Source organism: Pantoea dispersa (assembly GCF_019890955.1).
Lineage (GTDB): Bacteria > Pseudomonadota > Gammaproteobacteria > Enterobacterales > Enterobacteriaceae > Pantoea > Pantoea dispersa.
This window is the reverse complement of sequence record NZ_CP082346.1, coordinates 1,056,041-1,082,928: the sequence shown is the minus strand read 5'-3', so window position 1 is coordinate 1,082,928 and position 26,888 is coordinate 1,056,041. Positions and strand designations below refer to the sequence as shown.

The 26,888-nt window shown below is 57.7% G+C and carries 25 protein-coding genes; 8 read left to right on the top strand and 17 right to left on the bottom strand.

The window, feature by feature from the left end; genetic code table 11:
* Positions 1–194: 194 nt before the first annotated feature.
* A complete protein-coding gene (gene purL, locus K7H94_RS04955; RefSeq protein WP_222951738.1) occupies positions 195–4,085 on the bottom strand; it encodes a phosphoribosylformylglycinamidine synthase in 3,891 nt (1,296 codons plus the stop codon).
* 270 nt (positions 4,086–4,355) lie between these two features.
* Here purL and mltF point away from each other — a divergent pair, with 270 nt between their 5' ends.
* Positions 4,356–5,813, top strand: a complete 1,458-nt coding sequence (gene mltF, locus K7H94_RS04950) for a membrane-bound lytic murein transglycosylase MltF (protein WP_021506534.1) — start codon at positions 4,356–4,358, stop codon at positions 5,811–5,813.
* Here mltF and tadA read toward each other — a convergent pair.
* Both tadA and yfhb read right to left on the bottom strand, forming a co-directional pair.
* Positions 5,810–6,304 carry a tRNA adenosine(34) deaminase TadA gene (tadA, locus tag K7H94_RS04945; protein ID WP_071813580.1) on the bottom strand — a complete coding sequence of 165 codons (495 nt, stop codon included), beginning with the start codon at positions 6,302–6,304 and terminating at the stop codon, positions 5,810–5,812. The two genes, mltF and tadA, sit on opposite strands and share 4 nt — an antisense overlap.
* A 57-nt stretch (positions 6,305–6,361) precedes the next feature.
* Positions 6,362–7,000, bottom strand: a complete 639-nt coding sequence (yfhb, locus tag K7H94_RS04940) for a phosphatidylglycerophosphatase C (RefSeq protein ID WP_059009946.1) — start codon at positions 6,998–7,000, stop codon at positions 6,362–6,364.
* Positions 7,001–7,216: 216 nt separating this feature from the next.
* Between yfhb and K7H94_RS04935 the strand changes: the two genes are divergently transcribed.
* Together K7H94_RS04935 and K7H94_RS04930 are read left to right on the top strand one after the other, a co-directional pair.
* Entirely contained in the window at positions 7,217–8,056 is an 840-nt protein-coding gene (locus tag K7H94_RS04935) for a MurR/RpiR family transcriptional regulator (RefSeq protein ID WP_021506531.1), read from the top strand.
* A gap of 55 nt (positions 8,057–8,111) precedes the next feature.
* Entirely contained in the window at positions 8,112–8,360 is a 249-nt protein-coding gene (locus tag K7H94_RS04930) for a YfhL family 4Fe-4S dicluster ferredoxin (RefSeq protein WP_058775643.1), read from the top strand.
* Here the strand turns inward: K7H94_RS04930 and acpS are convergent.
* From acpS to rpoE, 11 genes are all read right to left on the bottom strand, one after another.
* Positions 8,357–8,737 carry a holo-ACP synthase gene (gene acpS / locus K7H94_RS04925; RefSeq protein ID WP_222951737.1) on the bottom strand — a complete coding sequence of 127 codons (381 nt, stop codon included), beginning with the start codon at positions 8,735–8,737 and terminating at the stop codon, positions 8,357–8,359. The two genes, K7H94_RS04930 and acpS, sit on opposite strands and share 4 nt — an antisense overlap.
* Positions 8,737–9,468, bottom strand: coding sequence for a pyridoxine 5'-phosphate synthase (pdxJ, locus tag K7H94_RS04920; protein ID WP_021506526.1), 732 nt, complete (start codon positions 9,466–9,468; stop codon positions 8,737–8,739). Before pdxJ ends, acpS begins: the two co-directional genes overlap by 1 nt.
* Before the next feature lie 60 nt (positions 9,469–9,528).
* Positions 9,529–10,266, bottom strand: coding sequence for a DNA repair protein RecO (gene recO / locus K7H94_RS04915; protein WP_058775641.1), 738 nt, complete (start codon positions 10,264–10,266; stop codon positions 9,529–9,531).
* A 3-nt stretch (positions 10,267–10,269) separates the two neighbouring features.
* Positions 10,270–11,172 (bottom strand): GTPase Era, encoded by a 903-nt coding sequence (gene era, locus K7H94_RS04910; protein ID WP_058758278.1) that lies wholly within the window; start codon positions 11,170–11,172, stop codon positions 10,270–10,272.
* Positions 11,173–11,220: 48 nt separating this feature from the next.
* The gene (gene rnc, locus K7H94_RS04905; RefSeq protein ID WP_021506523.1) at positions 11,221–11,901 is read right to left on the bottom strand and encodes a ribonuclease III; all 681 of its coding nucleotides are present in this window, start codon (positions 11,899–11,901) and stop codon (positions 11,221–11,223) included.
* 118 nt (positions 11,902–12,019) lie between these two features.
* Entirely contained in the window at positions 12,020–12,991 is a 972-nt protein-coding gene (gene lepB, locus K7H94_RS04900) for a signal peptidase I (RefSeq protein ID WP_021506522.1), read from the bottom strand.
* Between the two features lie 9 nt (positions 12,992–13,000).
* Positions 13,001–14,800 carry a translation elongation factor 4 gene (lepA, locus tag K7H94_RS04895; RefSeq protein WP_031279376.1) on the bottom strand — a complete coding sequence of 600 codons (1,800 nt, stop codon included), beginning with the start codon at positions 14,798–14,800 and terminating at the stop codon, positions 13,001–13,003.
* Positions 14,801–15,018: 218 nt separating this feature from the next.
* Positions 15,019–15,483, bottom strand: coding sequence for a SoxR-reducing system protein RseC (rseC, locus tag K7H94_RS04890; protein WP_021506520.1), 465 nt, complete (start codon positions 15,481–15,483; stop codon positions 15,019–15,021).
* Positions 15,480–16,436, bottom strand: coding sequence for a sigma-E factor regulatory protein RseB (gene rseB / locus K7H94_RS04885; RefSeq protein ID WP_031279374.1), 957 nt, complete (start codon positions 16,434–16,436; stop codon positions 15,480–15,482). The genes rseC and rseB overlap by 4 nt, the downstream gene beginning before the upstream one ends.
* A complete protein-coding gene (gene rseA, locus K7H94_RS04880; RefSeq protein WP_127834454.1) occupies positions 16,436–17,092 on the bottom strand; it encodes an anti-sigma-E factor RseA in 657 nt (218 codons plus the stop codon). Before rseA ends, rseB begins: the two co-directional genes overlap by 1 nt.
* 27 nt (positions 17,093–17,119) lie before the next feature.
* Positions 17,120–17,698: an RNA polymerase sigma factor RpoE gene (gene rpoE, locus K7H94_RS04875; protein WP_010617748.1), complete on the bottom strand. Its 579-nt coding sequence runs from the start codon at positions 17,696–17,698 to the stop codon at positions 17,120–17,122.
* A 442-nt stretch (positions 17,699–18,140) separates the two neighbouring features.
* Here rpoE and nadB point away from each other — a divergent pair, with 442 nt between their 5' ends.
* Positions 18,141–19,748 carry an L-aspartate oxidase gene (gene nadB / locus K7H94_RS04870; RefSeq protein WP_058758275.1) on the top strand — a complete coding sequence of 536 codons (1,608 nt, stop codon included), beginning with the start codon at positions 18,141–18,143 and terminating at the stop codon, positions 19,746–19,748.
* Here the strand turns inward: nadB and trmN are convergent.
* The gene (gene trmN / locus K7H94_RS04865) at positions 19,745–20,494 is read right to left on the bottom strand and encodes a tRNA(1)(Val) (adenine(37)-N(6))-methyltransferase TrmN (RefSeq protein WP_222951736.1); all 750 of its coding nucleotides are present in this window, start codon (positions 20,492–20,494) and stop codon (positions 19,745–19,747) included. The genes nadB and trmN overlap by 4 nt on opposite strands.
* 137 nt (positions 20,495–20,631) lie before the next feature.
* Here trmN and srmB point away from each other — a divergent pair, with 137 nt between their 5' ends.
* Positions 20,632–21,960, top strand: coding sequence for an ATP-dependent RNA helicase SrmB (srmB, locus tag K7H94_RS04860; RefSeq protein ID WP_222951735.1), 1,329 nt, complete (start codon positions 20,632–20,634; stop codon positions 21,958–21,960).
* Positions 21,961–22,146: 186 nt separating this feature from the next.
* On the opposite strand, the gene grcA is transcribed toward srmB, so the two are convergent.
* Positions 22,147–22,530: an autonomous glycyl radical cofactor GrcA gene (gene grcA, locus K7H94_RS04855; RefSeq protein ID WP_021506514.1), complete on the bottom strand. Its 384-nt coding sequence runs from the start codon at positions 22,528–22,530 to the stop codon at positions 22,147–22,149.
* 263 nt (positions 22,531–22,793) lie between these two features.
* Here grcA and ung point away from each other — a divergent pair, with 263 nt between their 5' ends.
* Positions 22,794–23,471, top strand: a complete 678-nt coding sequence (gene ung / locus K7H94_RS04850) for a uracil-DNA glycosylase (protein ID WP_127834787.1) — start codon at positions 22,794–22,796, stop codon at positions 23,469–23,471.
* A gap of 45 nt (positions 23,472–23,516) precedes the next feature.
* Here the strand turns inward: ung and grpE are convergent, their stop codons facing one another.
* Positions 23,517–24,095 (bottom strand): nucleotide exchange factor GrpE, encoded by a 579-nt coding sequence (gene grpE / locus K7H94_RS04845; protein ID WP_222951734.1) that lies wholly within the window; start codon positions 24,093–24,095, stop codon positions 23,517–23,519.
* Between the two features lie 122 nt (positions 24,096–24,217).
* Here grpE and nadK point away from each other — a divergent pair, with 122 nt between their 5' ends.
* Both nadK and recN read left to right on the top strand, forming a co-directional pair.
* Positions 24,218–25,096 (top strand): NAD(+) kinase, encoded by an 879-nt coding sequence (gene nadK / locus K7H94_RS04840; protein ID WP_222951733.1) that lies wholly within the window; start codon positions 24,218–24,220, stop codon positions 25,094–25,096.
* Between the two features lie 85 nt (positions 25,097–25,181).
* On the top strand, positions 25,182–26,843 hold the full coding sequence (gene recN, locus K7H94_RS04835; protein WP_222951732.1) for a DNA repair protein RecN: 1,662 nt from the start codon (positions 25,182–25,184) through the stop codon (positions 26,841–26,843).
* The last annotated feature ends 45 nt before the right edge of the window (positions 26,844–26,888 follow it).

Genomic DNA, 26,888 nt, shown 5'->3' with positions numbered 1-26,888 from the left:
AACAACGATTTAAATGTCACCTTTTAGCGACAATTCAGTCATGGGATTGTCGTCATTTTCCGACATGCCACAGAGGTCAGGGAATCACAGCGGATCGACAGCGGTGCCCACGCGACAAAAAATAAAAAAGGCCGCGTTGAGCGGCCTTGGCACGGTGCCCGTGAATGAGCACCGGTAAGAGACAGGATTCAGGTTTAACCCAGCTGCTTGCGCGCGTTGCGGAAAATGCGCATCCACGGGCTGTCTTCGCCCCACTCCGCCGGATGCCACGAATTGCTGACGGTGCGGAACACGCGCTCCGGATGCGGCATCATGATAGTGACGCGCCCGCTTTCGTTGGTCACGGCGGTGATGCCGTTCGGTGAGCCGTTCGGGTTCGCCGGATAGGTCTCGGTGACTTTACCGAAGTTATCGACGAAGCGCAGCGCCACCAGCCCTTTCGCTTCCAGCTCAGCCAGATGCGCACCGTCACGTACTTCAACAAAACCTTCACCGTGCGAGACGGCAATCGGCATGCGTGAACCGACCATGCCGTCCAGCAGCAGTGACGGGCTGGCGGCCACTTCCACCAGGCTGAAGCGTGCTTCAAAGCGCTCGGACTGGTTACGCACAAAGCGTGGCCACAGCTCGCTGCCCGGAATCAGTTCACGCAGATTCGACATCATCTGGCAGCCGTTACACACGCCCAGCGCCAGCGTCTGCGGACGATGGAAGAAGTTTTCAAACTCGTCACGCACGCGGCTGTTGAACAGAATCGATTTCGCCCAGCCTTCGCCCGCACCCAGCACGTCGCCGTAGGAGAAGCCGCCACAGGCGACCAGCGCGTGGAACTCCTCCAGACCACGACGGCCCGCCAGCAGATCGCTCATGTGCACGTCAACCGCGGTGAAGCCTGCGCGGTGGAAGGCAGCGGCCATCTCAACGTGCGAGTTCACGCCCTGCTCGCGCAGCACGGCAACGCGCGGACGCGCGCCGGTGGCGATCATCGGTGCCGCCACATCCTCTTCCGGACGGAAGGTCAGCTGCACGTTCAGGCCAGGATCGTTATCGTCTTTCTTCGCTTCATGTTCCTGATCGGCACAGGCCGGGTTATCGCGCAGGCGCTGCATCTGCCAGGTGGTTTCAGCCCACCAGGTACGCAGGGTGGTACGGCTTTCGCTGTACACCGCGCTGTCGCCGGAGCGGATAACAAAACGGTCGCCCGGCAGCGCTTTACCGATGACGTGAACATTGCTGCTCAGGCCGTGATCGGCAAACACTTTTTCCACGGCCGCGCGGTCGGCAGCGTTAATCTGCAGTACGGCGCCCAGCTCTTCCGTAAACAGTGCTGCCAGCGCATCGCTGCCCAGCGCGGCGATATCCGCCTCAATACCGCAGTGGCCGGTGAAGGCCATCTCAGCCAGCGTGACCAGCAGACCGCCATCCGAGCGGTCGTGGTAAGCCAGCAGTTTCTGCTCGCTGACCAGCGTCTGAATTGCATTGAAGAAGCCAGCCAGCTGCGCGGCATCGCGCACGTCGGCCGGTTTGTCGCCCAGCTGGCGATACACCTGTGACAGCGCCGTGGCGCCGAGGGTGTTAGCACCGTTGCCGAGATCCACCAGCAGCAGTAGGTTGTCGCCTTCCGGCTGCAGCTGTGGCGTTACGGTGCGACGCACATCTTCAACGCGTGCAAAAGCCGTAATGACCAGCGACAGCGGCGAAGTCATTTCGCGCTGTTCAGTGCCCTGCTGCCAGCGGGTTTTCATCGACATGGAGTCTTTACCCACCGGAATGGTGATCCCCAGCGCCGGGCACAGCTCTTCGCCCACCGCTTTTACCGCGGCGTACAGGCCAGCGTCTTCGCCCGGGTGACCGGCTGCAGCCATCCAGTTTGCCGACAGCTTCACGCGCTTCAGTGAACCGATCGCGGTCGCGGCCAGGTTGGTCAGCGCTTCGCCCACCGCCAGGCGGCCGGACGCAGCGAAATCAAGCAGCGCTACCGGCGCACGTTCGCCCATGGCAAACGCTTCACCGTGGTAGCTGTCAAGGCTGGCGGTGGTCACGGCGCAGTTCGCCACCGGGATCTGCCACGGCCCGACCATCTGATCGCGCGCCACCATGCCGGTTACGCTGCGGTCACCGATTGTCACCAGGAAGGTTTTTTCCGCCACGGTTGGCAGGTGCAGCACGCGGTTTACCGCATCGGCAATGGTAATGCCGTCCCGCACCAGCGCATCACCTTTCGCCTGCTGGCTGGTCACGTCGCGCGTCATTTTTGGCGTTTTACCCAGCAGCACGTCGAGCGGCATGTCGATCGGTTTGTTTTCGAAATGGCTGTCGGCAAGGTTCAGGTGCTGCTCTTCGGTCGCTTCACCAATCACCGCATACGGCGCACGTTCGCGCTGGCACAACTCGTCGAACAGCGCCAGTTTGTCCGGCGCAACCGCCAGCACATAACGCTCCTGCGACTCGTTACACCACACTTCCAGCGGGCTCATGCCTGGTTCATCGCTGAGGATGTCGCGCAGGTTGAAGTTGCCGCCGCGGCCACCGTCGCTCACCAGCTCCGGCATGGCGTTAGACAGGCCACCGGCACCAACGTCGTGAATAAACAGAATCGGGTTGGCTTCGCCCAGCTGCCAGCAGCGGTCAATCACTTCCTGACAGCGACGCTCCATCTCCGGGTTGTCACGTTGCACCGAGGCGAAGTCGAGATCGGCATCCGACTGGCCGGACGCCATAGAGGACGCCGCGCCACCGCCAAGGCCGATATTCATCGCCGGACCACCCAGCACAATCAGCTTCGCGCCAACCACGATTTCACCCTTCTGCACGTGATCGGCGCGGATGTTACCAATGCCGCCGGCCAGCATGATCGGCTTGTGATAGCCGCGCAGTTCAACGCCGTTGTGGCTGTTGACCTGCTCTTCATAAGTACGGAAATAGCCGTTCAGCGCCGGGCGACCAAATTCGTTGTTAAACGCGGCGCCGCCTAACGGGCCTTCGGTCATGATATCCAGCGCGGTAACAATGCGATCCGGCTTGCCGAAATCCTCTTCCCACGGCTGTTCAAAGCCGGGAATACGCAGGTTGGAAACCGAGAAGCCGACCAGACCCGCTTTCGGCTTCGCGCCACGTCCGGTGGCACCTTCGTCACGGATTTCCCCGCCGGAACCGGTGGCGGCACCTGGCCATGGCGAAATGGCCGTCGGGTGGTTGTGGGTTTCCACCTTCATCAGGATATGCGCGGCTTCCTGATGGAACTCGTATTCGCCCTGCTGCGCATCCGCGTAGAAACGCCCGACCTCAGAGCCTTCCATCACCGCGGCATTGTCTTTATATGCCGACAGGACGTGTTCCGGATGCTGCTCAAAGGTGTTTTTAATCATTTTAAACAGCGATTTCGGCTGTTTTTCGCCGTCGATAATCCAGTCGGCGTTAAAAATCTTGTGACGACAGTGCTCAGAGTTCGCCTGAGCGAACATATAGAGCTCGATGTCGTTCGGATTGCGGCCCAGTCTGGTGAAGGCATCGAGCAGGTAATCAATTTCGTCATCGGCCAGCGCCAGGCCGAGCGTGCGGTTAGCCTGCTCCAGCGCCTCGCGCCCTCCGCCCAGCACGTCTACGCTTTTCAGCGGCTGCGGCTCATGATGCGCGAACAGCTGTTCTGCCGCGCTGAGCTCCGTGAACACGGTTTCCATCATGCGGTCGTGCAGCAGGCTGGCCAGCTGCTGCCACTGCGCGTCAGTCAGCTGCGGCGCCTGTACATAGAAGGCCAGACCGCGCTCCAGGCGCAATACCTGTGGCAGGTCGCAGTTGTGGGCGATATCGGTGGCTTTCGATGACCAGGGAGAAATGGTGCCGGGACGCGGCGTCACCAGCAACAGACGCCCTTGTGGCGCATGTTCGGCGAGAGAAGGACCGTATTTCAGCAGACGCTGCAGGCGGGCTTGCTGTTCCGCGCTGAGCGGTGCGCTGACATCGGCGAAATGGACGTACTCGGCGTAAATATCACTCACCGGCAGATGAGCGTCCTGAAAGCGGGTCAGCAGTTTGTTTACACGAAATGCCGACAGAGCGGGCGAACCACGCAGAATTTCCATCATTAAAGATCTCTCGTCTTCGAAGCGCCGGGCGACGCTTCATGGGGCGCAACAGGGAAAACGGGCGGTATTATAGAGAAATGGCACGGGTTACGAAACCGTTTGCGCAGAAAAACTGAGCCTCAGGATTTGCCTGAATTTTGCGCAAATCTTGCTATATAAGTTGCCCTGTTGCGCTTTGTTGCGCAAAATGCCCCTCGCTCTGGGAGTGCAAAACAACATAAATACTGCCTTTAAAAGACAGAGGCCTGTGAGCCATTACGAGACAACTATTTGAAACGCCTGAAATTAAATTATCTGTTTATCGGTCTGATCACCGTGCTGCTTGCGCTGGCGCTGTGGCCGTCCATCCCCTGGTACGGGGGCGGAAAAGACGCGTTATCACAGATCAAATCGCGGGGAGTGTTGCGCATCAGTACCGTCAACTCGCCGCTGACTTACTACACCATCAATAATGCACCAGCCGGTATGGACTACGAGCTGGCGAAGCGTTTCGCCGATTATCTTGGCGTGAAGCTGGAAGTCACGGTGCGGCCCAACCTCGGCGACCTGTTTGACGATCTCGACGACGGCAAAGCCGACCTGCTGGCCGCCGGGCTGATCTACAACAGCGAGCGCCTCAGCCGTTATCAGAGTGGCCCGAGCTACTATTCCGTGTCGCAGCAGTTGGTGTATCGCATCGACAAGCCGCGGCCCAAAAACCTTGGTGATCTGAAAGGCCGGCTGATTGTGCAGTCCGGTTCGGCCTATCTGTCAACGTTACGTTCCGCCAAAGCGGACAGCTATCCCGATCTCGACTGGGCCATTTCCACCGATATGGGCCAGAAAGCGCTGCTGGAAGCGGTTGCCGACGGCAAGCTCGACTATACCGTGGGAGATTCGGTGACCATCGGCCTGCTGCAGCGTATCCATCCACAGCTGGCGGTGGCGTTTGATATTACCGATGAAGAGCCGGTGACCTGGTATCTGCCGCGTAACGATGACGATAGCCTGAACGCCGCCATGCTCGACTTCTACAGTCAGATGGGGGAAGAAGGCACCATGGCGCGGCTGGAAGAGAAGTATCTCGGCCACGTCGGCACCTTTGATTATGTCGATACCCGCACCTTCCTGCGCGCAATTGATAACACGCTGCCGGATATCAAGCCGCTGTTTGAGAAGTACGCGTCCAGTATCGACTGGCGCCTGCTGGCGGCGATTTCCTATCAGGAGTCGCACTGGAATCCGCAGGCGACCTCGCCCACCGGCGTCCGCGGCATGATGATGCTGACGCGCAATACCGCTGACAGCCTCGATGTGAACGATCGTCTCGATCCGGAACAGAGCATTCGCGGCGGCAGCGAATACCTGCGGCGCATGATGGAAAAAGTGCCGGAGACCATTCCGGAAGATGAACGCATCTGGTTTGCGCTGGCGGCCTATAACATGGGCTACGCACATATGCTGGATGCACGCCGGCTGACCCTCAAACAGGGTGGCAATCCGGACAGCTGGGCCGACGTTAAGCTGCGCCTGCCGATGCTGAGCCAGAAGCGCTATTACGCGCAGACCACTTACGGCTATGCGCGCGGCCACGAAGCTTATAACTACGTTGAGAACATCCGTAAGTATCAGATCAGCCTGGTAGGCTATCTGCAGGAGCAGGAGAAACGGCTGGCGCAGCAGTCGGCGCTGGAAGCGGAACTCGGTGCCGGTTATCCGGCTGTCGAACCGAAGATTGCGATGAACTAATCGGCGCGCAGCGCCTGTCGCTGCGCACGTTTCTGTTCGCGCCGCATGCGGAAAAAGTCGCTCAGCAGCGTGGCGCACTCCTCGGCCAGCACGCCATGCGCAATCTCGATCTGATGATTCATGCCCGGATGGCCGATCACATCCAGCAGCGAACCGGCGGCACCGGTTTTCTCATCCTTCGCGCCATAGACCAGACGGGTAATCCGGCTGTGCACCATGGCACCGGCACACATCACGCACGGCTCCAGCGTTACGTATAAGGTGGTGTCGAGCAGCCGGTAGTTATCAATCACTTTTCCGCCCTGACGCAGCGCCATAATCTCGGCATGCGCGGTGGGATCGCACTGGCTAATCGGCCGGTTCCAGCCCTCGCCAATCACTCTGTCACCCTGCACCAGTACCGCACCGACCGGCACTTCGCCCTGCTCCCACGCACGCCGCGCCAGTTCAAGCGCGTGGCGCATCCAGTATTCATCAGTTTGTGGGTTCAACGGGCAACTCCTGCGGTTTAACAAGGCGGCGCATTATAGACGGAATCCAGCTGCGATTCACTCCAGCTGTTGCAGTTCACCGCGCGGCGTCACGCGCCAGCGATGCTGGCAGAAAAACAGCAGCGGGTTATCCTGCTTGCTGTCGCTGTAGCCGCTGTACAGCTGCAGCGGTGTACCGATTTTTTCCTCGAGCTGCGCCACTTTTTCATGGCCGAGACAGCGCATGGCTAATACCCGGCCGCCACGGCCCGGCTTCATCTGGCTGGCGATCAGTTTTACGCGCGGCAGAAACGCGGAATCAAAATAGACCTGCTCCACCAGCGACTGCGGCGAGCCGGTAATCAGCCAGACATCGGCGTCTTCACTGCTGAGGTAGTCAGTCAGCCGCTGCTGCACCACCGGAAACGCGGTAACGCGCTCGCGAAACCAGCGGGCAAATTCGGCCTCACGCTGGCGCAGCGTGGCCTCACGATGGCCAAAGGTGATAGCCCACAGCAGCAGGCTCATCGGCCAGCGCGCGGCGCGGCCCTTTATCAGCATACCTATGCCGATGACCGGCAGCAGCGGCACCACCAGCACCAGATTGAGCGGCTGGCGGCGCAGCAGATAACGCATAAATGTGCCAAACATGTCCTGCTGATGCAGCGTGCCGTCCAGGTCAAAAAATACCACGCGGCGATGCGAACCCTTTGTCAAACCCGACTCCTTTTTCTAAACGCGGCGATACCTGCTCTACAGTGTAGCCAGCATCGCGCGCCGGGGCGAAAGCTGTCATTTTTAATTCCAGTGGCTACAATGCCATTTGAATAGTTTATTCTCTGCGTCGGCGCGATGTCATCTGACATTCCTGGCCAGACATTTCCTTCCGCGAGCGGCTAAGCTGTGTGCGGGACTATGGATTAAGGATCGGACATGAGTTCATTGCTGCGAATTCGCCAGCTCTACCCACGCCTGGCGCTGAACGAGCGTCGGCTGGCGGATTTTTTGCTGTCGCAGCCTGATCGGGCACGGCATCTGAGTTCACAAAAACTGGCGGAAGAGTCAGGCGTCAGCCAGTCGAGCGTGGTGAAGTTCGCCCAGAAACTGGGTTACAAAGGCTTTCCGGCGCTGAAGCTGGCGCTGAGTGAGTCGCTGGCCGACCGCGATGCCATCACCGTGCACAACCACATTCTGAGTGACGATCCGCTTAAAGTTGTCGGCGAAAAGCTGCTGACGGAAAAAATTTCGGCGATTCGCGCCACGCTGGATATCAACAGCGAAGAGAAACTCACGGAAACGCTGCAGCTGCTGAAAAACGCCAACCGCATTTTGCTGGTCGGCATTGGCGCTTCCGGGCTGGTGGCGAAAGATTTTTCGTGGAAGCTGATGAAGATTGGCATCAACGCCGTCGCCGAGCAGGACATGCACGCGCTGCTGGCCAGCGTTCAGGCGATGGCACCCGGCGATGTGCTGCTGGCAATCTCCTACACCGGCGAACGTCGCGAGATCAACCTCGCGGCGCAGGAAGCGGCGGCGATTGGCGCCGATGTGCTGGCGTTCACCGGCTTTACCCCGAATTCGCTGCAGCAGTGCGCGACGGTCTGCCTGTACACCGTCGCCGAGGAGCAGAGCACGCGCAGTGCGGCCATCTCCTCCACCAGCGCCCAGCTGGCGCTGACCGATCTGCTGTTTATGGCGCTGGTGCAAAACGATCCGGAACGCGCCTCCAGCCATATTCGTCACAGCGAGGAGCTGGTGAAAAAGCTGGTCTGATGAGCTGAGGTGAGTATAATAACCGCGCTTTTATTGTTGTTAACGGACTCACCTGATGGCCTTACTGATCACCACCAAATGCATTAACTGCGACATGTGCGAGCCTGAGTGCCCGAACCAGGCGATCAGCATGGGTGAATCGATCTATCAGATCGACGCTGACCGCTGCACTGAGTGCGTGGGTCATTATGATGAGCCGACCTGTCAGAGCGTCTGCCCGATTGATAACACTATTCTTTCAGACCCACAGCACGTGGAAAGTCGCGACGCGCTGTGGGAGAAATTTGTGCTGCTGCACGCTTAATCTTCGATAATCACCGTGGCGCAGGCGTAGTGACGCTCGTCGGCCAGCGTGACGTGCACATGCTGCACGCCCAGCTGGCTGGCAATCACTTTGGCCTGTTCAAAGAAACGCAGGCCAGGCTTCCCCAGCGCATCGTTGTACACTTCAAACTGATTAAACGCTAAGCCGCCGCGAATGCCGGTGCCGAAGGCTTTTGCCGCCGCCTCTTTCACCGCAAAACGTTTGGCGAGGAAGCGCACCGGCTGCTGATGCGCCTGATACTGCTGCCACTCAGCTTCGCTCAGCACGCGGCGCGCCAGACGATCGCCGGAGCGTTCAAGTACGCCGGCGATACGCTCGATCTCGACGATATCGCTGCCCAGCCCCAGAATGGCCATTAGCGGCGCGCTTCCCGCATCAGCGCCTTCATGTCGCTGACCGCCGCAGCAAGACCGCTGAACAGCGCACGACCGATAATCGCGTGACCAATGTTCAGCTCATGCATTTCCGGCAGCGCAGCAATCGGCTGGACGTTGTGATACGTCAGACCGTGGCCAGCATTGACCTTCAGGCCGCGGCTGGCGGCAAAGGTCGCAGCGCTGGCGATACGCGCCAGTTCGGCATCGCGTGCCAGTCCTTCCGCTGCTTCAGCATAGGCGCCAGTATGGATTTCAATGTAAGGCGCACCGCTGGCGACCGCCGCTTCAATCTGGCGCTGATCGGCATCGATAAACAGCGACACCAGAATGCCCGCCTCGCTCAGCTGTTTGACTGCCGCGTTGACTTTATCCTGCTGACCGGCCACATCAAGGCCGCCTTCGGTGGTCACTTCCTGACGCTTTTCCGGCACCAGGCAGACAAAATGCGGTTTGATGTCGCAGGCGATGCCCACCATTTCGTCGGTGACCGCCATCTCAAGATTCATGCGGGTATGAATGGTGTCGCGCAGAATCCGCACGTCGCGGTCGGTGATGTGACGGCGATCTTCACGCAGGTGCACGGTAATGCCGTCTGCGCCCGCCTGCTCCGCGACAAACGCGGCCTGTACCGGATCGGGATAATTTGTGCCACGCGCGTTACGTACGGTGGCGATGTGATCGATGTTGACCCCTAACAGCAACTCAGCCATGACAATCCTTAAATGTGTTCAGTATGTTTGCAGTGTAACGCGCGGAGCCTGTCAGGTGCATCACCCGCGCTCGTCGTTTGCCACGTTCGGTCGTTTTTTCGGCACAAACTGACGGAACAGCTCCTGGCTCTTCAGCGGCTTACCGCCCAGATAAGGTTTCAGCGCCATGCGCGTGAAGCGTTTGGCGGCACGCAGCGTATCAGCATCGGGAAATTCGCGCTCCCACAGCGCACGCAGCTGGCGGCCGGTGAAACTGCGCTGATTGACCACCAGACTGGCGATAAAGCCTTTCTCTTCGCGATAGCTGTAGGTCATGCTGTCGTCGACCGCTTCGCCGCTGCCGGCGCAGTGCAGAAAGTCAACGCCGTAGCCCAGATGGCCCAGCAGTGCCAGCTCAAAACGGCGCAGCGCTGGCTCGGGCGAACCATTGGCCGCCGCCAGCGTCTGGATACAGGAGAGATAATCGAAGAACAGTTCGGAGAAGGGAATTTCCTGCTCCAGCACCCGCGACAGCAGCTCGTTAACATACAGGCCGCAGTAGAGCGTGATGCCGCTGAGCGGCAGCGCCAGCGACACCGCTTCGGCGTTACGCAGGGTTTTGACTTCGCCACGGCCGCCCCAGCGCACCAGGAGCGGTGTGAAGGGTTGCAGTGCGCCTTTAAGCTGTGAACGGCGCGAGCGTGCGCCCTTGGCAAGGACGCGGACGCGTCCCTGACTTTCGCTGAACAGGTCGAGCAGCAGGCTGGTTTCGCTGTAAGGGCGACTATGCAGCACAAAGGCGCGTTGCCAGCCTTCCATCAATTAGTCGTCTGTATAACCCAGGCTGCGCAGCGCACGTTCGTCGTCCGCCCAGCCCGATTTCACTTTGACCCACAGCTCGAGATGAACTTTCGCCTCGAACATCTCTTCCATGTCTTTACGCGCTTCGATACCGATGGTTTTGATTTTGGCACCTTTGTTGCCAATCACCATCTTCTTCTGCCCTTCACGCTCGACCAGAATCAAACCGTTGATGTCATAGCCGCCGCGCTCGTTAGAGACGAACTGCTCGATCTCCACGGTAACCGAATACGGTAACTCTGCGCCGAGGAAGCGCATCAGTTTTTCACGGATGATTTCTGAGGCCATGAAACGCTGCGAGCGATCGGTGATGTAGTCTTCCGGGAAGTGGTGATCCGACAGCGGCAGGCGCTTGCGGGCGATCTCAGCAATGGCATCCACGTTTTTACCGGTTTCCGCGGAGATCGGCACGATCTCGAGGAAGTTCATCTGCTGGCTGAGGAACTGCAGGTGCGGCAGCAGGATGCTTTTATCCTGGATGTTGTCGACTTTGTTTACCGCCAGCACCACCGGCACTTTGCCGTCACGCAGCTTGTTCAGCACCATCTCATCATCAGGCGTCCAGCGCGTGCCTTCCACCACAAAAATTACCAGCTCAACGTCACCGATGGAGCTGCTGGCAGCACGGTTCATCAGGCGGTTGATCGCCCGCTTCTCTTCCATATGCAGGCCGGGTGTATCCACGTAGATCGCCTGATAAGCGCCTTCGGTATGAATACCCATGATGCGGTGGCGCGTGGTTTGCGGCTTGCGCGAGGTGATCGACACCTTCTGCCCCAGCAGCTGGTTCAGTAAGGTGGATTTGCCGACGTTAGGCCGGCCGACAATCGCGATAAAGCCGCTGTATGTTTCGAGTTCGCTCATTCGGGTCCTGATTGGGCAGCCTCACTGCTGAGGCTGCGAAATGACAATTTATTCGAGGCCGAGCTTGATTAACGCCTGTTCGGCGGCGGCCTGCTCTGCTTTACGGCGGCTGGAGCCCACGCCCACCACCGGTTCAGCCATCCCACTCACCTGACAGTGAATGGTAAATTCCTGATCGTGCGCTTCGCCACGTACCTGTACCACCAGATAAGACGGCAGCGGCAGATGACGGCCCTGCAGATACTCCTGCAGGCGCGTTTTCGGATCTTTTTGCTTATCGCCCGGGCTGATCTGCTCAAGGCGATTCTGGTACCAGTCGAGAATCAGCTTCTCGACCGTCTGAATATTGCTGTCGAGGAAGATGCCGCCGATCAGCGCCTCTACGGTATCCGCGAGGATGGATTCCCGGCGGAACCCGCCGCTTTTCAGCTCGCCCGGCCCCAGACGCAGACATTCGCCCAGCTCAAACTCGCGCGCCATTTCGGCCAGCGTATTGCCGCGTACCAGCGTGGCACGCATGCGGCTCATGTCGCCTTCGTCCACGCGCGGGAAGCGGTGATACAGCGCGTTGGCAATCACATAGCTGAGGATAGAATCGCCAAGAAATTCAAGACGCTCGTTATGTTTGCTGCTGGCGCTGCGGTGAGTCAGAGCCTGCTGCAGTAATTCCGGATGAGTAAAAGTGTAGCCCAGTTTGCGCTGCAGCTTGTTAATGAGGATGGGGTTCATGCGATTCCAGTTGTTCTGTGCGTCTGTGACTCTGCATACCAAACAGGGCTGAAGGTCCAGCACGTTCTGTTTGGTGTGCAGTGGCTCCCTGACTCGCAGGAAGCCAACCGTTTTTAAATCAGTGAATACCGCCAATGCGACTCAGTCGCACGCCGGTCGGCCACTGTCCTTCCTGTTTCTCAAAGCTCATCCAGATAGCAACCGCTTTGCCGACCAGATTCTTCTCGGGCACAAAGCCCCAGTAGCGGCTGTCGGCGCTGTTATCACGGTTATCGCCCATCATGAAGTATTGCCCCTGCGGCACAATCCACGTGGCCTGCGGCTGACCCGGCTGCTGATAATACATGCTCGCCTGGCTCTGCGCTTCGTTCACCAGCAGGATATCGTGCGTGACGTTGCCCAGCGTCTCTTTGCGCGTGCCAAGACGCAGGCCGCCCCGCAGCGTTTCGCCCTGCGGCACCTGGTAGAAACCGTTGCCGGTTTCGTTACCATCAAAGCCGCTGAAGGTCTGGATGAAATCGCTCGGCTCAATGTTGGTATAGGTCACTGGCAGCGCCGTGTCACACTTGCCCGTGCCGCAGCCTGGGTTAATGGTCAGGGTTTTGCTGTAAGGATCAAACACCACTTTGTCGCCCGGCAGACCGATCACGCGCTTGATGTAATCCACGCTCGGATCCTTCGGGTATTTGAACACCGCGACATCTCCGCGCTGCGGATGGCCGGTCGGGATCAGCGTGGTTTGCGTGATCGGATCTTTGATGCCGTAAGCAAATTTCTCCACCAGGATGAAGTCGCCAATCAGCAGCGTCGGCATCATCGAGCCAGAAGGAATCTGAAACGGTTCGAAGATAAACGAGCGCACGATCAGTACCACCGCCAGAACCGGGAACACTGACGCTGCGGTTTCAACCCAGCCCGGCTGCGCGGCCACTTTGGCCAGCGTTTTGCTGTCGAGCGAATTACCTGCCTGAGCCTGTGCCGCCGCCTGCTTTGCCCGGCGCGCCGGGGCCCACTTAAAGCGATCGATACACCAGATGATGCCGGTTAACAGAGTGGCAATCACCAGAATCAGGGCGAACATGTTAGCCATTAAAGTTCCTTATTTGCTGTCTTTACCGACATGCAGAATGGCAAGGAATGCTTCCTGCGGCAGCTCAACGTTGCCGACCTGCTTCATTCGCTTCTTACCTTCTTTCTGCTTCTGCAACAGCTTTTTCTTACGGCTGACGTCACCGCCATAGCATTTCGCCAGGACGTTTTTACGCAGCTGCTTCACTGTTGAGCGAGCGATAATGTGGTTGCCGATTGCTGCCTGAATCGCAATATCGAACTGCTGGCGCGGGATCAGATCTTTCATCTTCTCCACCAGCTCGCGGCCACGATACTGTGAGTTATCACGGTGCGTAATCAGCGCCAGCGCATCAACGCGTTCTGAGTTAATCAGGACGTCAACGCGCACCATGTCAGAGGTCTGGAAACGTTTGAAGTTATAGTCCAGCGACGCATAGCCGCGCGACGTTGATTTCAGACGGTCGAAGAAGTCGAGTACCACTTCTGCCATCGGAATCTCATAGGTCAGCGCAACCTGTTTGCCGTGGTAAACCATGTTAGTCTGCACACCGCGTTTTTCGATACACAGCGTAATGACGTTGCCCAGAAACTCCTGCGGCAGCAGCATATGACACTCAGCGATCGGTTCGCGCAGTTCAGCAATATTATTCAGCGGCGGCAACTTCGATGGGCTGTCGACGTACACCACTTCTCCGTCAGTGGTTTCCACTTCGTACACAACCGTTGGCGCGGTGGTGATCAGGTCGAGATCGTATTCACGCTCCAGACGCTCCTGGATGATCTCCATGTGCAGCAGGCCGAGGAAGCCACAGCGGAAGCCAAAGCCCAGCGCGGTGGAACTCTCTGGCTCATAGAACAGTGAGGCGTCGTTCAGGCTCAGCTTGCCTAATGCATCACGGAAAGCTTCGTAGTCGTCAGAGCTTACCGGGAACAGACCGGCATACACCTGTGGCTTCACTTTTTTGAAGCCCGGCAGCGCTTTGTCCGCTGGATTGCGCTGCAGCGTCAGGGTATCGCCCACCGGTGCGCCGAGGATGTCTTTGATGGCACACACCAGCCAGCCTACCTCGCCACACTTCAGCTCGGTACGGTCAATTTGTTTTGGCGTGAAAATGCCGAGGCGGTCAGCGTTGTACACCTGGCCGGTACTCATCACTTTGACTTTGTCACCTTTGCGCAGCGTGCCGTTTTTAATACGGATCAGCGAGACCACACCGAGGTAGTTATCAAACCATGAGTCGATGATCAGCGCCTGCAGCGGGCCTTCCGGATCGCCTTCCGGCGGCGGAATGTCGCGCACCAGACGTTCCAGCACATCCGGTACGCCGACGCCGGTTTTCGCCGAGCAACGCACCGCATCCGCGGCGTCGATGCCGACGATATCTTCAATCTCTTCCGCCACGCGCTCCGGGTCGGCCGCAGGCAGGTCGATCTTGTTCAGTACCGGTACCACTTCCAGATCCATTTCCATGGCGGTGTAGCAGTTCGCCAGGGTCTGCGCTTCAACGCCCTGACCTGCATCAACCACCAGCAATGCCCCTTCACAGGCCGCCAGCGAGCGGGAAACTTCATAAGAGAAGTCAACATGGCCTGGGGTGTCGATAAAATTGAGCTGGTAAGTTTCACCGTTTGGCGCGTGGTAATCGAGCGTAACGCTCTGCGCTTTAATGGTGATGCCGCGCTCGCGCTCCAGATCCATCGAATCCAGAACCTGCGCCGCCATCTCACGATCGCTCAGGCCACCGCAAATCTGAATCAAACGGTCAGAGAGCGTTGATTTGCCGTGGTCAATGTGAGCGATAATGGAGAAATTTCGTATGTGCTTCATTTATATGAATATCTTCACGTAGAAAATCAGTTGAAAACGTGAGCACAGACACATTCAGGCAAGTGAGCTTTACCCGGAACCCTGTCAGCCTCATTAATGACGACGCATATTACACTGTTAACGCCGCGCGTTAAAGAATGGAACTGCGGGGAATCGCAACAGAATTCAGCGATTAAGACGAAATGAAAAGGCCGCGCAATACGCGGCCTGAACGGGGATCAACTGTGGTTTTCCACCCGTAGCGCATCAGGCGGGAGCGCAACGCTGAGAATCACCGGCTGGAACGCTTCGCGATCGCCAAACCGGCTGGAAACCCCTTTGGCAACAATAAAGCCGCCAACGCCACCCAGCAGCGCACCGCAGGCCGCCGCCAGGTCGCTGTGGAACAGCATCTGGAACAGGCCCGCGACCAGGAACAGACCAAACAGTGGCGTCATATACACCAGCAGTGCAGAACCGAGCAGGCTGCTTTCGCGAATGCCCAGCTCAATGCGCTGGCCCGGCTGCAGTGGCTCCGGACTGGCGATGGTCATCACATGGGCGTTTTTCGGTCCCAGTTGGTTGAGCGCATGGCTGCCGCAGCCTTTGCGCGCTGAACAACTGTTGCAGGAGGTTTTCGCTTCCGAATGCAGAGTAGCGACGCCCTCTTTCCATGCCACTACAGTGGCCCATTCTCTCATCATTTTGTGGCACCTGAATCTATGCTGTCCGCGATACGTTTGGCGGTGGTCGGCGGCAATTCGCCCACCACGGTAATTTCACGATTATCGCGCACTTCGGTCTGCACCGTACGACGCCCAGTGCGCAATGACTGGGGCGAACTGCTTTTATCGGCAGGCGTGATGTTAATAGCGAAACTGAACAGGCCATCGCTGTACAGACGGGATTCTACGGTTTTGTTCATCGCCGGAATATCACGCCGGCTTTGCGAAATCAGCTTCATGCCGGCCGGTAACCAGCCTGGCTGCCAGCTGAGCTGCACTTTGTCGCCCGCCGGTAACGACAGCGACGGCGGCAGATTGGCTTTTTCCAGCCCCTGCATCAGATTGCGCACGCCTTCATCGACGGCAAAACTGATGACGCGGAACTGCTCCAGCGTCTCACCGTCGCGATCCAGCAAATCAATCCGCAGCGGCAATTTGGTATCGACGTCAAGCCACACCACGTAGCTGTAACGCGTGCCGTCTCGCGACACGATGCGCACCACTTCGCACATCTGATCGGCCATGCGGGAACGCCCTACCGGAATAAAATCGTAGGCATCGCCGAGGCGCGAGAAGTCAGCAAACATCAGCGCCGGCAGCGCATCAATAATGTGGTTGCCCGGCAGCGAGAACGGATCGAGACCCGGTTCGAAATAGCTGATGTCGTTGCCGCGCTGGATCACCTCACGGCGCGGTCCGTCCATCTGTAATAGCTGGGCGAATACGCGATTGTCGATAACCGCATGGCGGTAACGCAGGGATTCAATGCCCAGACGTGAGACATTGATATAGGCGAATTCGTAGTTGAGGTTCTGGCTGGCCTGCTCCATCTGCTGTAACAACGCCCCGGACGCAGATGTCTGCGCCGGGGCGGTAGATGACCAAAGCAGGCTGCCTGCCAGCAGGCTAACGGCACACCAAAGCTGCTTCATTACTGCTGTTGAGTTCCTAACGACTGAGTTCCGGGAACGTTAGCCTGCGCCTGTTGCGGCGCATTGCTTTCAAACTGCACCTGATCGGCATGCAGACGGCGTTGCAGTTCGTAATCCTGCAGCATGGCATTCACGCGGCGACGCTGCTCCTGCACCTGCTGATTTGAGCTGTTGGTGTCAAAAGCATCAGACGGCACGCCCAGGCTGACCGGTGACGCTTTACCCATCATCGGTAAGGTATTAAAGGCTGGCGCATCCGACGTTTCCGTCGCACTACCCGCTGGTGAGCTGTTGTAGTGCTGCACACCGACGATCACCGCCAGCGACACACAGGCCGCCACACCGATCTGCGTGACCTGAGCAACCCAGCCGCCACCGCGACGCCAGAACGGCATTTTCTGCCAGCGCGACGGCTCCGGCTGTGCTTCCGGGATCAACGTAGTCACTTTGCGCACCGGCTCGTTTTCGATCGCGGCAGCAACGCGTGCGGAGATATCAAAATGCAGCACTTCGCCCACATCGCCCCGCAGGGTGTCGCGGATCAGATGGTAGCTCTCCCAGCTTTTTTGTAGATCTGCATCCTTCGATAACGACGCCAGCAGCTCGTTATCTAAAGTTTCACCATCCATTAAAGCGGAAAGTTTTTCTTTCTGCATGTTTTGGTACCCTTCCAGTAGCCGTTATCACTGACGTTGGATAAGCGGTTGAACTTTATTATCAATGGCTTCCCGGGCCCGGAAGATACGTGAACGTACGGTACCTACCGGACAATCCATGATGGCGGCGATCTCTTCGTAACTCAGACCATCCAGTTCCCGCAGGGTGATGGCCATACGCAGATCTTCAGGCAACGCCTCAATCGTCCGAAAAACAATTTGTTTCAGTTCGTCTGACAACATTAAGTTCTCAGGGTTCGAAATTTCTTTTAGCGCACCTGCACTTTCGAAATTTTCCGCGTCAATCGCGTCCACATCGCTGGACGGCGGCCGGCGCCCCTGAGCCACCAGATAATTCTTCGCGGTGTTGACCGCAATGCGGTACAGCCACGTGTAAAAGGCGCTATCACCCCGGAACGACTCCAGTGCGCGATACGCTTTAATGAAAGATTCCTGAACCACATCAGGCACATCGCCTGACGGGACATAACGTGAAACCAGGCTCGCCACTTTATGCTGGTATCGGATCACCAGTAAATTAAATGACTTTTGATCTCCTTTCTGAACCCGCTCAACGAGAACCTGATCCGTTAACTGCTCGCTCATCCGAGGTAATGTCTCCCCAAATCTCTTTTATGCGTAAGTGAACTGCCAGCACATCTCATTTATTGTGAGCAAGCATGCGCTTAGAGTCCCGTTCTGGCCTGAAGTTCACCACGACCTGATATTTTCTGTACCGGTGCCCTGACATCGTTGTTGTTGATGGTCTTTCAGTGTAGCGACTTACCGCACTGGTGGTGTCGTTGGCGGCACCGATAATCGCTGGCAGAGTACCCTATGACGCCGCATTTTTCACCTTTATTCCCTGAATTTTCAGCGTGTTTGGTATAAAAAACACTAATCGCTTATTTTCAGACATAACTTACTGAAATCGCATTACAATCTGATTATTGCGTCGAATTTTCCCGCGTTTTTTGTTCAAAATACTTCACACCAGCGGCGTCCGGGCTTATGCTCGGGGGACCTTTTGTTTAGTAAATTAAACATCATGAACCCCATTCCCGATCATAGCTGTGATGTACTGATTGTTGGCAGCGGCGCGGCCGGTTTATCTCTGGCGCTGCGGCTGGCACCGCATTATCAGGTAACGGTGCTGAGTAAAGCGCAGATTAGCGAAGGCTCCACGCTGTATGCACAGGGCGGGATTGCGGCGGTGTTTGATGAAAACGACAGCATTGAATCACACGTCGAAGATACGCTGATTGCAGGCGCAGGCCTGTGTGATCGTGAGACGGTGAATTTTATCGCCAGCAATGCGCGCCCGTGCGTACAGTGGCTGATCGATAACGGCGTGGCGTTTGATCGCGAGCCCCAGGATAACGGTAACGCGCGCTATCACCTGACGCGCGAAGGCGGTCACAGCCATCGCCGTATTTTACACAGCGCCGACGCCACCGGGCGCGCGGTCGAAACCACGCTGGTCAGCCAGGCGCTCAGCCATCCCAATATTCGCGTTATTGAGCGTGCCAACGCGGTGGATTTAATCCTCTCCGATAAAATTGGCCTGCCCGGAACGCGGCGCGTGGTGGGCGCATGGATCTGGAATCGCAATCGCGAACAGGTTGAAACCTGCCGCGCCCGCAGCGTGGTGCTGGCCACCGGCGGTGCGGCGAAGGTGTATCAGTACACCACTAATCCGGATGTCGCTTCCGGCGACGGCATCGCGATGGCGTGGCGCGCCGGCTGCCGGGTGGCCAATCTGGAGTTCAATCAGTTTCACCCTACCTGCCTGTTTCATCCGCAGGCGCAAAACTTTTTGCTGACCGAAGCGCTGCGCGGCGAAGGTGCCTGGCTACTGCGCCCGGACGGTTCGCGCTTTATGCCGGATTTCGATGCGCGCGCCGAACTGGCACCGCGCGATATCGTGGCGCGCGCGATCGATCACGAAATGAAGCGCCTGGGCGTCGACTGCATGTATCTCGACATCAGCCATCAGCCGGCCAGCTTTGTGCGTGCCCACTTTCCGATGATCTATGACAAGCTGCTGACGTTTGGCCTCGATCTGACACAGCAGCCGATTCCGATTGTGCCGGCCGCACATTACACCTGTGGCGGCGTGATGGTGGATCAGCATGGTCGCACCGATGTCGACGGGCTGTATGCGATTGGTGAGGTCAGCTATACCGGTCTGCACGGCGCTAACCGCATGGCATCGAATTCGCTGCTGGAGTGTCTGGTGTATGGCTGGTCGGCGGCCGAAGATATTGTGCGCCGTCTGCCGCAGATGCACGCCGTCGATCACCTGCCGGCGTGGGATGAAAGCCGCGTCGACGATGCCGATGAACGGGTGGTGATTCAGCACAACTGGCATGAGCTGCGGCTGTTAATGTGGGACTACATGGGCATCGTGCGTACCACCAAGCGGCTGGAGCGCGCCCTGCGCCGCATCACGCTGCTACAGCAGGAAATTGATGAATACTATGCGCATTTTCGCCTCTCCAACAATCTGCTGGAGCTGCGCAATCTGGTACAGGTGGCAGAGCTGATGGTGCGCTGTGCGCTGGCGCGCAAAGAGAGCCGCGGGCTGCACTTCACCCGCGACTATCCGCATACGCTGCCCGAGGCACAGCCTACGGTGCTGCAGCCGGTAGCCTAGCGGAACAGATAGAAATCGGTTACCAGGCTCAGCCAGTCCGCCGAATAGCTTTTATCTTCATCACGAATGGCGAGACGCTCCTGCACGAGTTCGCCTGCGGCAGGTGAAAAGCCCAGCACCAGCCGGTTCGGCGGTCGCTGCGCGTAAGGTGCCACATCATAGCGATAACGCAGATGCCAGCCTTCGGCGCGCGCCAGTGCAATCAGGTTTTCGCCGACATCCGCGGGCAGCACCACGCAAAACAGCCCCTCTTCTTCAATCAGCTGTGCCGCACAGCGCAGCAGGGTGGGATGATCAAGCGTTGCCGTGCTGCGCGCGGTATCGCGCTCGACGCTGGCCGAGGCCATACCCGGGGTGAAAAACGGCGGATTGCTGACAATCAGTGAGTAGCGTTTTTCTGCCTGCTCACTCCAGCTGACGATGTCCTGCGCATGCACCGCAATGCGATGCGCCCACGGCGACGCGGCGACGTTCTCCTGCGCCTGCGCGGCGGCGCTGCACTCCAGTTCGACAGCATCGATACTGACGTCATCCGGCGTGCGCTGCGCCAGCATCAGCGCAATCAGGCCGCTGCCGCAGCCGATATCCAGTATGCGCCGTACGCCTGCCACCGGCGCCCAGGCGCCGAGCAGCACCCCATCGGTACCGACCTTCATGGCACAGCGATCGTGCGCGACAAAAAATTGCTTAAACGTGAATCCATCTTTTCTTAACATCGCCCGCGCTGGCGGTTGCGGCTGAGACATGCTTAACGACCATTGAATTTGCTCCTGCCGGAAGTGTAACGTGGTCGCGAAGTGAATTCACCTTCACCTGTGCAACACAAACAGATGAAGATTGTGGCTGAACTGTCTATAATCAGCGCCCCAAACTGAGGTAGACCATGACCGTAACCACATTCTCCGAACTCGAACTCGACGAAAGCCTGCTGGAAGCCCTGCAGGATAAAGGCTTCACGCGCCCGACTGCCATTCAGGCTGAGGCCATTCCTGCCGCGCTGGAAGGCCGTGACGTTCTGGGTTCGGCACCAACCGGAACGGGGAAAACCGCAGCCTACCTGCTGCCCGCTTTACAGCACCTGCTCGATTTCCCGCGTAAAAAATCAGGGCCGCCGCGCATTCTGATCCTCACGCCGACGCGTGAACTGGCGATGCAGGTTGCCGACCAGGCGCGCGAGCTGGCCAAACATACCCATCTCGATATCGCCACCATCACCGGCGGCGTGGCCTATATGAACCACGCGGAAGTGTTCAGTGAAAATCAGGACATCGTGGTCGCGACCACCGGCCGTCTGCTGCAGTACATCAAAGAAGAGAACTTTGACTGCCGCGCGGTAGAAACGCTGATTCTGGACGAAGCCGACCGCATGCTGGACATGGGCTTTGCGCAGGATATCGAGACCATTGCCGGTGAAACGCGCTGGCGCAAACAGACGCTGCTGTTCTCGGCCACGCTGGAAGGCGACAACATCAAAGATTTCGCCGAGCGCCTGCTGAACGATCCGGTAGCGATTGAAGCCGATCCAAGCAAAAGCGAGCGCAAAAAGATTCAGCAGTGGTATTACCGCGCCGACAACCTTGAGCACAAAACCAAACTGCTGGTGCATCTGCTGAAGCAGCCGGAAGTGAAGCGCGCCATCGTGTTCGTGCGCAAACGTGAGCGCCTGCATGAGCTGGTGACCTGGATGCACGAAGCCGGCCTGCGCAGCAGCTACCTCGAAGGCGAAATGGTACAGGCTAACCGTAACGAAGCGATCAAACGCCTGAATGACGGGCGCGTTAACGTGCTGGTCGCGACCGATGTCGCCGCGCGCGGTATCGACATTGATAACGTTACTCACGTCATCAACTATGACTTGCCGCGCACCGCCGATGTCTATCTGCACCGCATTGGCCGTACCGGCCGCGCCGGACGCAAAGGTACCGCGATCTCGCTGGTAGAGGCACATGACCATCCGCTGCTGGGTAAAATCAGCCGCTACGTCAACGAGCCGCTGAAATCGCGCGTAATTGATGAGCTGCGTCCGGAAACGCGTGCACCGAGTGCTAAAGTCACCGGTAAACCGTCGAAAAAGGCGCTTGAGAAGCGCAAAGAGAAGAAAGCGAAAGAAGAAGAGAAACCGCGCGTGAAGAAACGTCACCGCGATACCAAAAATATCGGTAAACGCCGCAAGCCAAGCGGCAGCAGCATACCGGAGAGCGGTGCGGAATAAAACAGCATCGCGGCAATTAAATCGCCTCCCTGAGGCGATTTTTGGCTTTCTGGCCTGCTGAAATCGCAGTTTCGCGGCGTAAAATCCCTCAGTCGGCCCTCTTCTCTCTTCAGGAAATAAAAAAAGCCGCGCCATTAAGCACCGGCGCGGCCTGTATTGCTGTGTGCGTTTTCGTCAGCCGATCAATTACAGGCTTTCGGTAAAAGTGCGGGTGATAACGTCACGCTGCTGTTCTGGCGTCAGCGCGTTAAAGCGCACCGCATAGCCCGACACGCGAATGGTCAGCTGCGGATATTTTTCCGGATGCTTCACCGCATCTTCCAGCGTTTCACGGCGCAGCACGTTAACATTGAGGTGCTGACCGCCTTCAACGCGCACCTGAGGTTTCTGCTCCAGTGGAATTTCACGGTAAGCAATCTCGCCAAGGTCGCTGACTGCAACAACCTGATCTTCCGTGAAATCGCCTTTTGCGCACAGGCAGCGGGCTTCGGCTTTCTCATTGTCCAGCAGCCAGAACGAGTTCAGCAGCTGCGGATTTTGTGCCTGAGTAATTTGAATACCGGTAATCATAGAGGCCTCCAGGGCTTAGCGCTGCGGCAGGAGCACAGCGCGGTTCTTCGGGTTATGTGATGCTCTGGTATATCACCGCGCTGACCGGCTCGTTTTGACCTGTATCAATTTCGTCCGGCCAGAATTTTTGCTTCTAATCTAATAAATTGATTTACAACAACTTTTATCATTAACTTTTTCTGCAATTGTTCAACTTATTTTTACCCTTCTGCTGCCCCGCCGGACACGCTAAGCTAAAGGCATCAATTTGCAGGGAGTCAATGATGGCTGAGAAGCTGACCTGGCACGATGTGCTGGCTGAAGAGAAAGAAAAACCTTACTTCGTGGAAACGCTAAAAGCGGTAGCCGAAGAGCGTGCGGCGGGCGTGACGGTCTATCCGCCGCAAAAGGACGTGTTCAACGCGTTCCGTCTCACCGAACTGGGCGATATCAAAGTGGTGATCCTCGGCCAGGATCCGTACCACGGCCCGAATCAGGCGCATGGCCTGGCGTTCTCGGTCCTGCCGGGCGTGGCCATTCCGCCGTCGCTGCTGAATATGTACAAAGAGCTGGAACAGGACATTCCTGGCTTTCAGCGCCCGCAGCACGGCTTTCTTGAAAGCTGGGCGAAACAGGGTGTGCTGCTGCTGAATACGGTGTTAACCGTGGAAGCCGGCAAAGCGCATTCGCACGCGCGTTTCGGCTGGGAAACCTTTACCGACAATGTGATCAGTGCCATCAACTCCCATCGCGAAGGGGTGATTTTTCTGCTGTGGGGATCGCACGCGCAGAAGAAAGGCAGCATCATTGATGCGCAGCGTCATCACGTATTGAAAGCACCGCATCCTTCGCCGCTTTCGGCGCATCGCGGCTTTTTTGGCTGTCAGCATTTTTCCAAAGCCAATGCGCTGCTGAGCCAGGCCGGCCAGACGCCCATTGACTGGACGCCGGTGCTGCCCTGAAAACACAAACGGCCGCATCAGCGGCCGTTGTTAAACGGGAGCGGCTTAGCCTTTGGCTTTTGATACCGCAACCATCGCCGGACGCAGCAGGCGACCGTTGAGGGTGTAACCGCGCTGCATCACCATCAGCACGTGGTTTGGCGCCACTTCTTCAGACTCCATCATCGACATCGCCTGATGCACGTCCGGGCTGAACGGCACATTAGTTTCGCCCACCACTTCCACGCCGAACTTGCGCACCGCACCCAGCAGTGATTTCAGCGTCAGCTCGATGCCTTCAATCATCGAAGCCAGCTCGGTGTTCTCTTTATCCGCCACTTCCAGCGCGCGCTCCAGGCTATCAATCACTGGCAGCAGCTCGTTGGCAAACTTTTCCAGCGCAAACTTGTGCGCTTTTTCCACGTCCATTTCGGCGCGGCGACGGATGTTTTCAATCTCAGCCTGCGCGCGCAGCTGGGCGTCACGCACGCCACCCTGCGCCTGCGCTAATTCCGCTTCCAGCTGGGCGATACGCTCATCACGCGGATCCACCTCAGTTGCTGTCTCCGCTTCCGGCTGCTGTTGTTCCTGTTGAATTTCGTCTGAGACTTGCTCGTTTGGGGTGTTCTGTTCTTTACTACTCATGAATTTCTCCGCGTTTTGCACATTCATCTCGCTGGTTGGCTTATTATGGGGATCAGTTTGACGGTTTCAAGTGAACCCATCACATTGCCTGGCCGTTTTGGCTTATGAGGAACACCCGCTAAATGAACAAACACTTTAACTGCATTGGGATCGTCGGCCATCCGCGCCATCCCACTGCGTTAACCACCCATGAAATGCTCTGGCGCTGGCTGACTGACAAAGGCTATGACGTGATCGTGGAACAGCAAATCGCCCGCGAGCTGAACCTGCAGGATGTGCGTACCGGCAGCCTGGCGGACATCGGCCAGTACGCCGATCTGGCGGTGGTGGTCGGCGGCGATGGCAACATGCTGGGCGCCGCGCGCGTGCTGGCTCGTTACGACATCAAGGTGATTGGCATCAACCGCGGTAATCTCGGCTTCCTCACGGACCTCGATCCGGATAACGCGCAGCAGCAGCTGGATGACGTGCTGCAGGGCGACTACTTCGTGGAAAGCCGCTTTTTGCTGGAAGCGCAGGTATGCAAAGAAGATTGTTCGCCGCGCATCGGCAGCGCCATCAATGAAGTGGTGCTGCATCCGGGCAAAGTAGCGCACATGATTGAATTTGAGGTCTATATCGACGAAGTGTTCGCCTTTTCCCAGCGCTCGGACGGGTTGATTATCTCCACGCCAACCGGTTCAACCGCCTATTCGCTGTCGGCAGGCGGGCCGATTTTAACGCCGTCGCTCGATGCGATTGCGCTGGTGCCGATGTTCCCACACACGCTGTCGGCGCGTCCGCTGGTGATCAACAGTAGCAGCACCATTCGCCTGCGTTTTTCCTCGCTGCGCAGCGACCTGGAGATCAGCTGTGACAGCCAGATCGCCCTGCCGATTCAGGAAGGAGAAGATGTGCTGATTCGCCGCAGCGCCAATCACCTCAATTTAATTCATCCAAAAAATTATAATTATTTTAATACCTTAAGCTCAAAACTCGGATGGTCAAAAAAATTATTCTGAAAAGGCCTGCCGGCTACTTTACTGGATAAAAAACCAGTTTATACTGTATGAAAAACCATATCTGTTTTTACATACAGGTGATTGTATGCTGGCACAACTGACCATCAGTAATTTTGCAATCGTTCGTGAACTGGAGATCGACTTTCATCGTGGCATGACAGCGATCACCGGCGAAACCGGCGCAGGGAAATCCATCGCGATTGATGCGCTGGGCCTGTGCCTTGGCGGCCGTGCTGAAGCAGACATGGTGCGTCAGGGGGCCAGCCGCGCGGATATCTGCGCACGCTTCCAGCTGAAAGCGTCACCCTCTGCCCAGCGCTGGCTGGTGGAGAACCAGCTCGACGACGGCAACGAATGTCTGTTGCGCCGCGTGATCAGTGCCGATGGCCGCTCACGTGGCTTTATCAACGGCACGTCCGTACCGCTGTCGCAGCTGCGCGAACTCGGTCAGTTACTGATTCAAATCCACGGTCAGCATGCGCATCAGCTGCTGCTTAAAACCGATCACCAGAAACACCTGCTGGATGCCTACGCCGCGCACGACGATCGGCTGGCGGAGATGCGTCAGCACTATCAGCGCTGGCACCACAGCTGCCGCGCGCTGGCACAGCATCAGCAGCTGTCGCAGGAGCGTGAAGCCCGCCGCGAACTGCTGCAGTATCAGCTGAAAGAACTCAACGAGTTTGCGCCGCAGCCAGGCGAGTTTGAGCAGATTGATGAAGAGTACAAGCGCCTGGCGAACAGCGGTCAGCTGCTGTCAACCAGCCAGCAGGCGCTGCAAATTCTTGCCGACAGCGATGACACCAACCTGCAAAGCCTGCTCTACAGCGCGCGTAATATGCTGAGTGAGCTGGTCTCGCTGGACGATAAAGTCAGCGGCGTATTTAACCTGCTGGAAGAAGCCGCGATTCAGTTAAGTGAAGCCAGCGATGAGCTGCGCCACTACTGTGAACGGCTCGATCTCGATCCTAATCGCCTGTACGAGCTGGAGCAGCGTCTGTCGCGGCAGATTGCGCTGGCGCGCAAGCACCATGTTTCACCGGAAGCGCTGCCGGTGCTGTATCAGCAACTGCTGGATGAAGCGGAACAGCTGTCGCAGCAGGAGAGCGATCAGGAAAGCCTGCAGAGCGACGTCGTGGCTCATCATCAGGCCGCGCTGGCCTGTGCCGAAGCCCTGCATCAGCAACGCGTCACCTCGGCGCAGGAGCTGAGCCAGCTGATTACGCATAGCATGCGCACCCTCGCCATGCCGCACGGTGAATTTGCCATTATGCTGGAATTCAATGCCGATCAGCTGACGGCTGAAGGTGCCAGCCGCATTGATTTCCGTGTCACCACCAACCCGGGCCAGCCGCTGCAGCCGCTGGGTAAAGTGGCCTCAGGGGGTGAACTGTCACGTATTGCGCTGGCGATTCAGGTGATCACCGCACAGAAAATGGAAACTCCGGCGATGATTTTCGATGAGGTTGACGTCGGTATCAGCGGTCCGACGGCCGCTGTCGTTGGTCAGATGCTGCGACAGCTGGGCGAATCGACTCAGGTGATGTGTGTGACTCACCTGCCGCAGGTCGCGGGCTGTGGTCATCAGCACTTCTTCGTCAGCAAAGAAACCGACGGTGCGATGACCGAAACCCACATGCAGCCGCTGGATAAGCGTGCGCGTCTGCAGGAACTGGCGCGCCTGCTTGGCGGCAGCGAAGTCACACGCAACACGCTGGCGAACGCAAAAGAACTTTTAGCAGCCTGACACCGCACTTTTTTGCGGCCTGGTGGTCATATGCTTGCTCTGTAG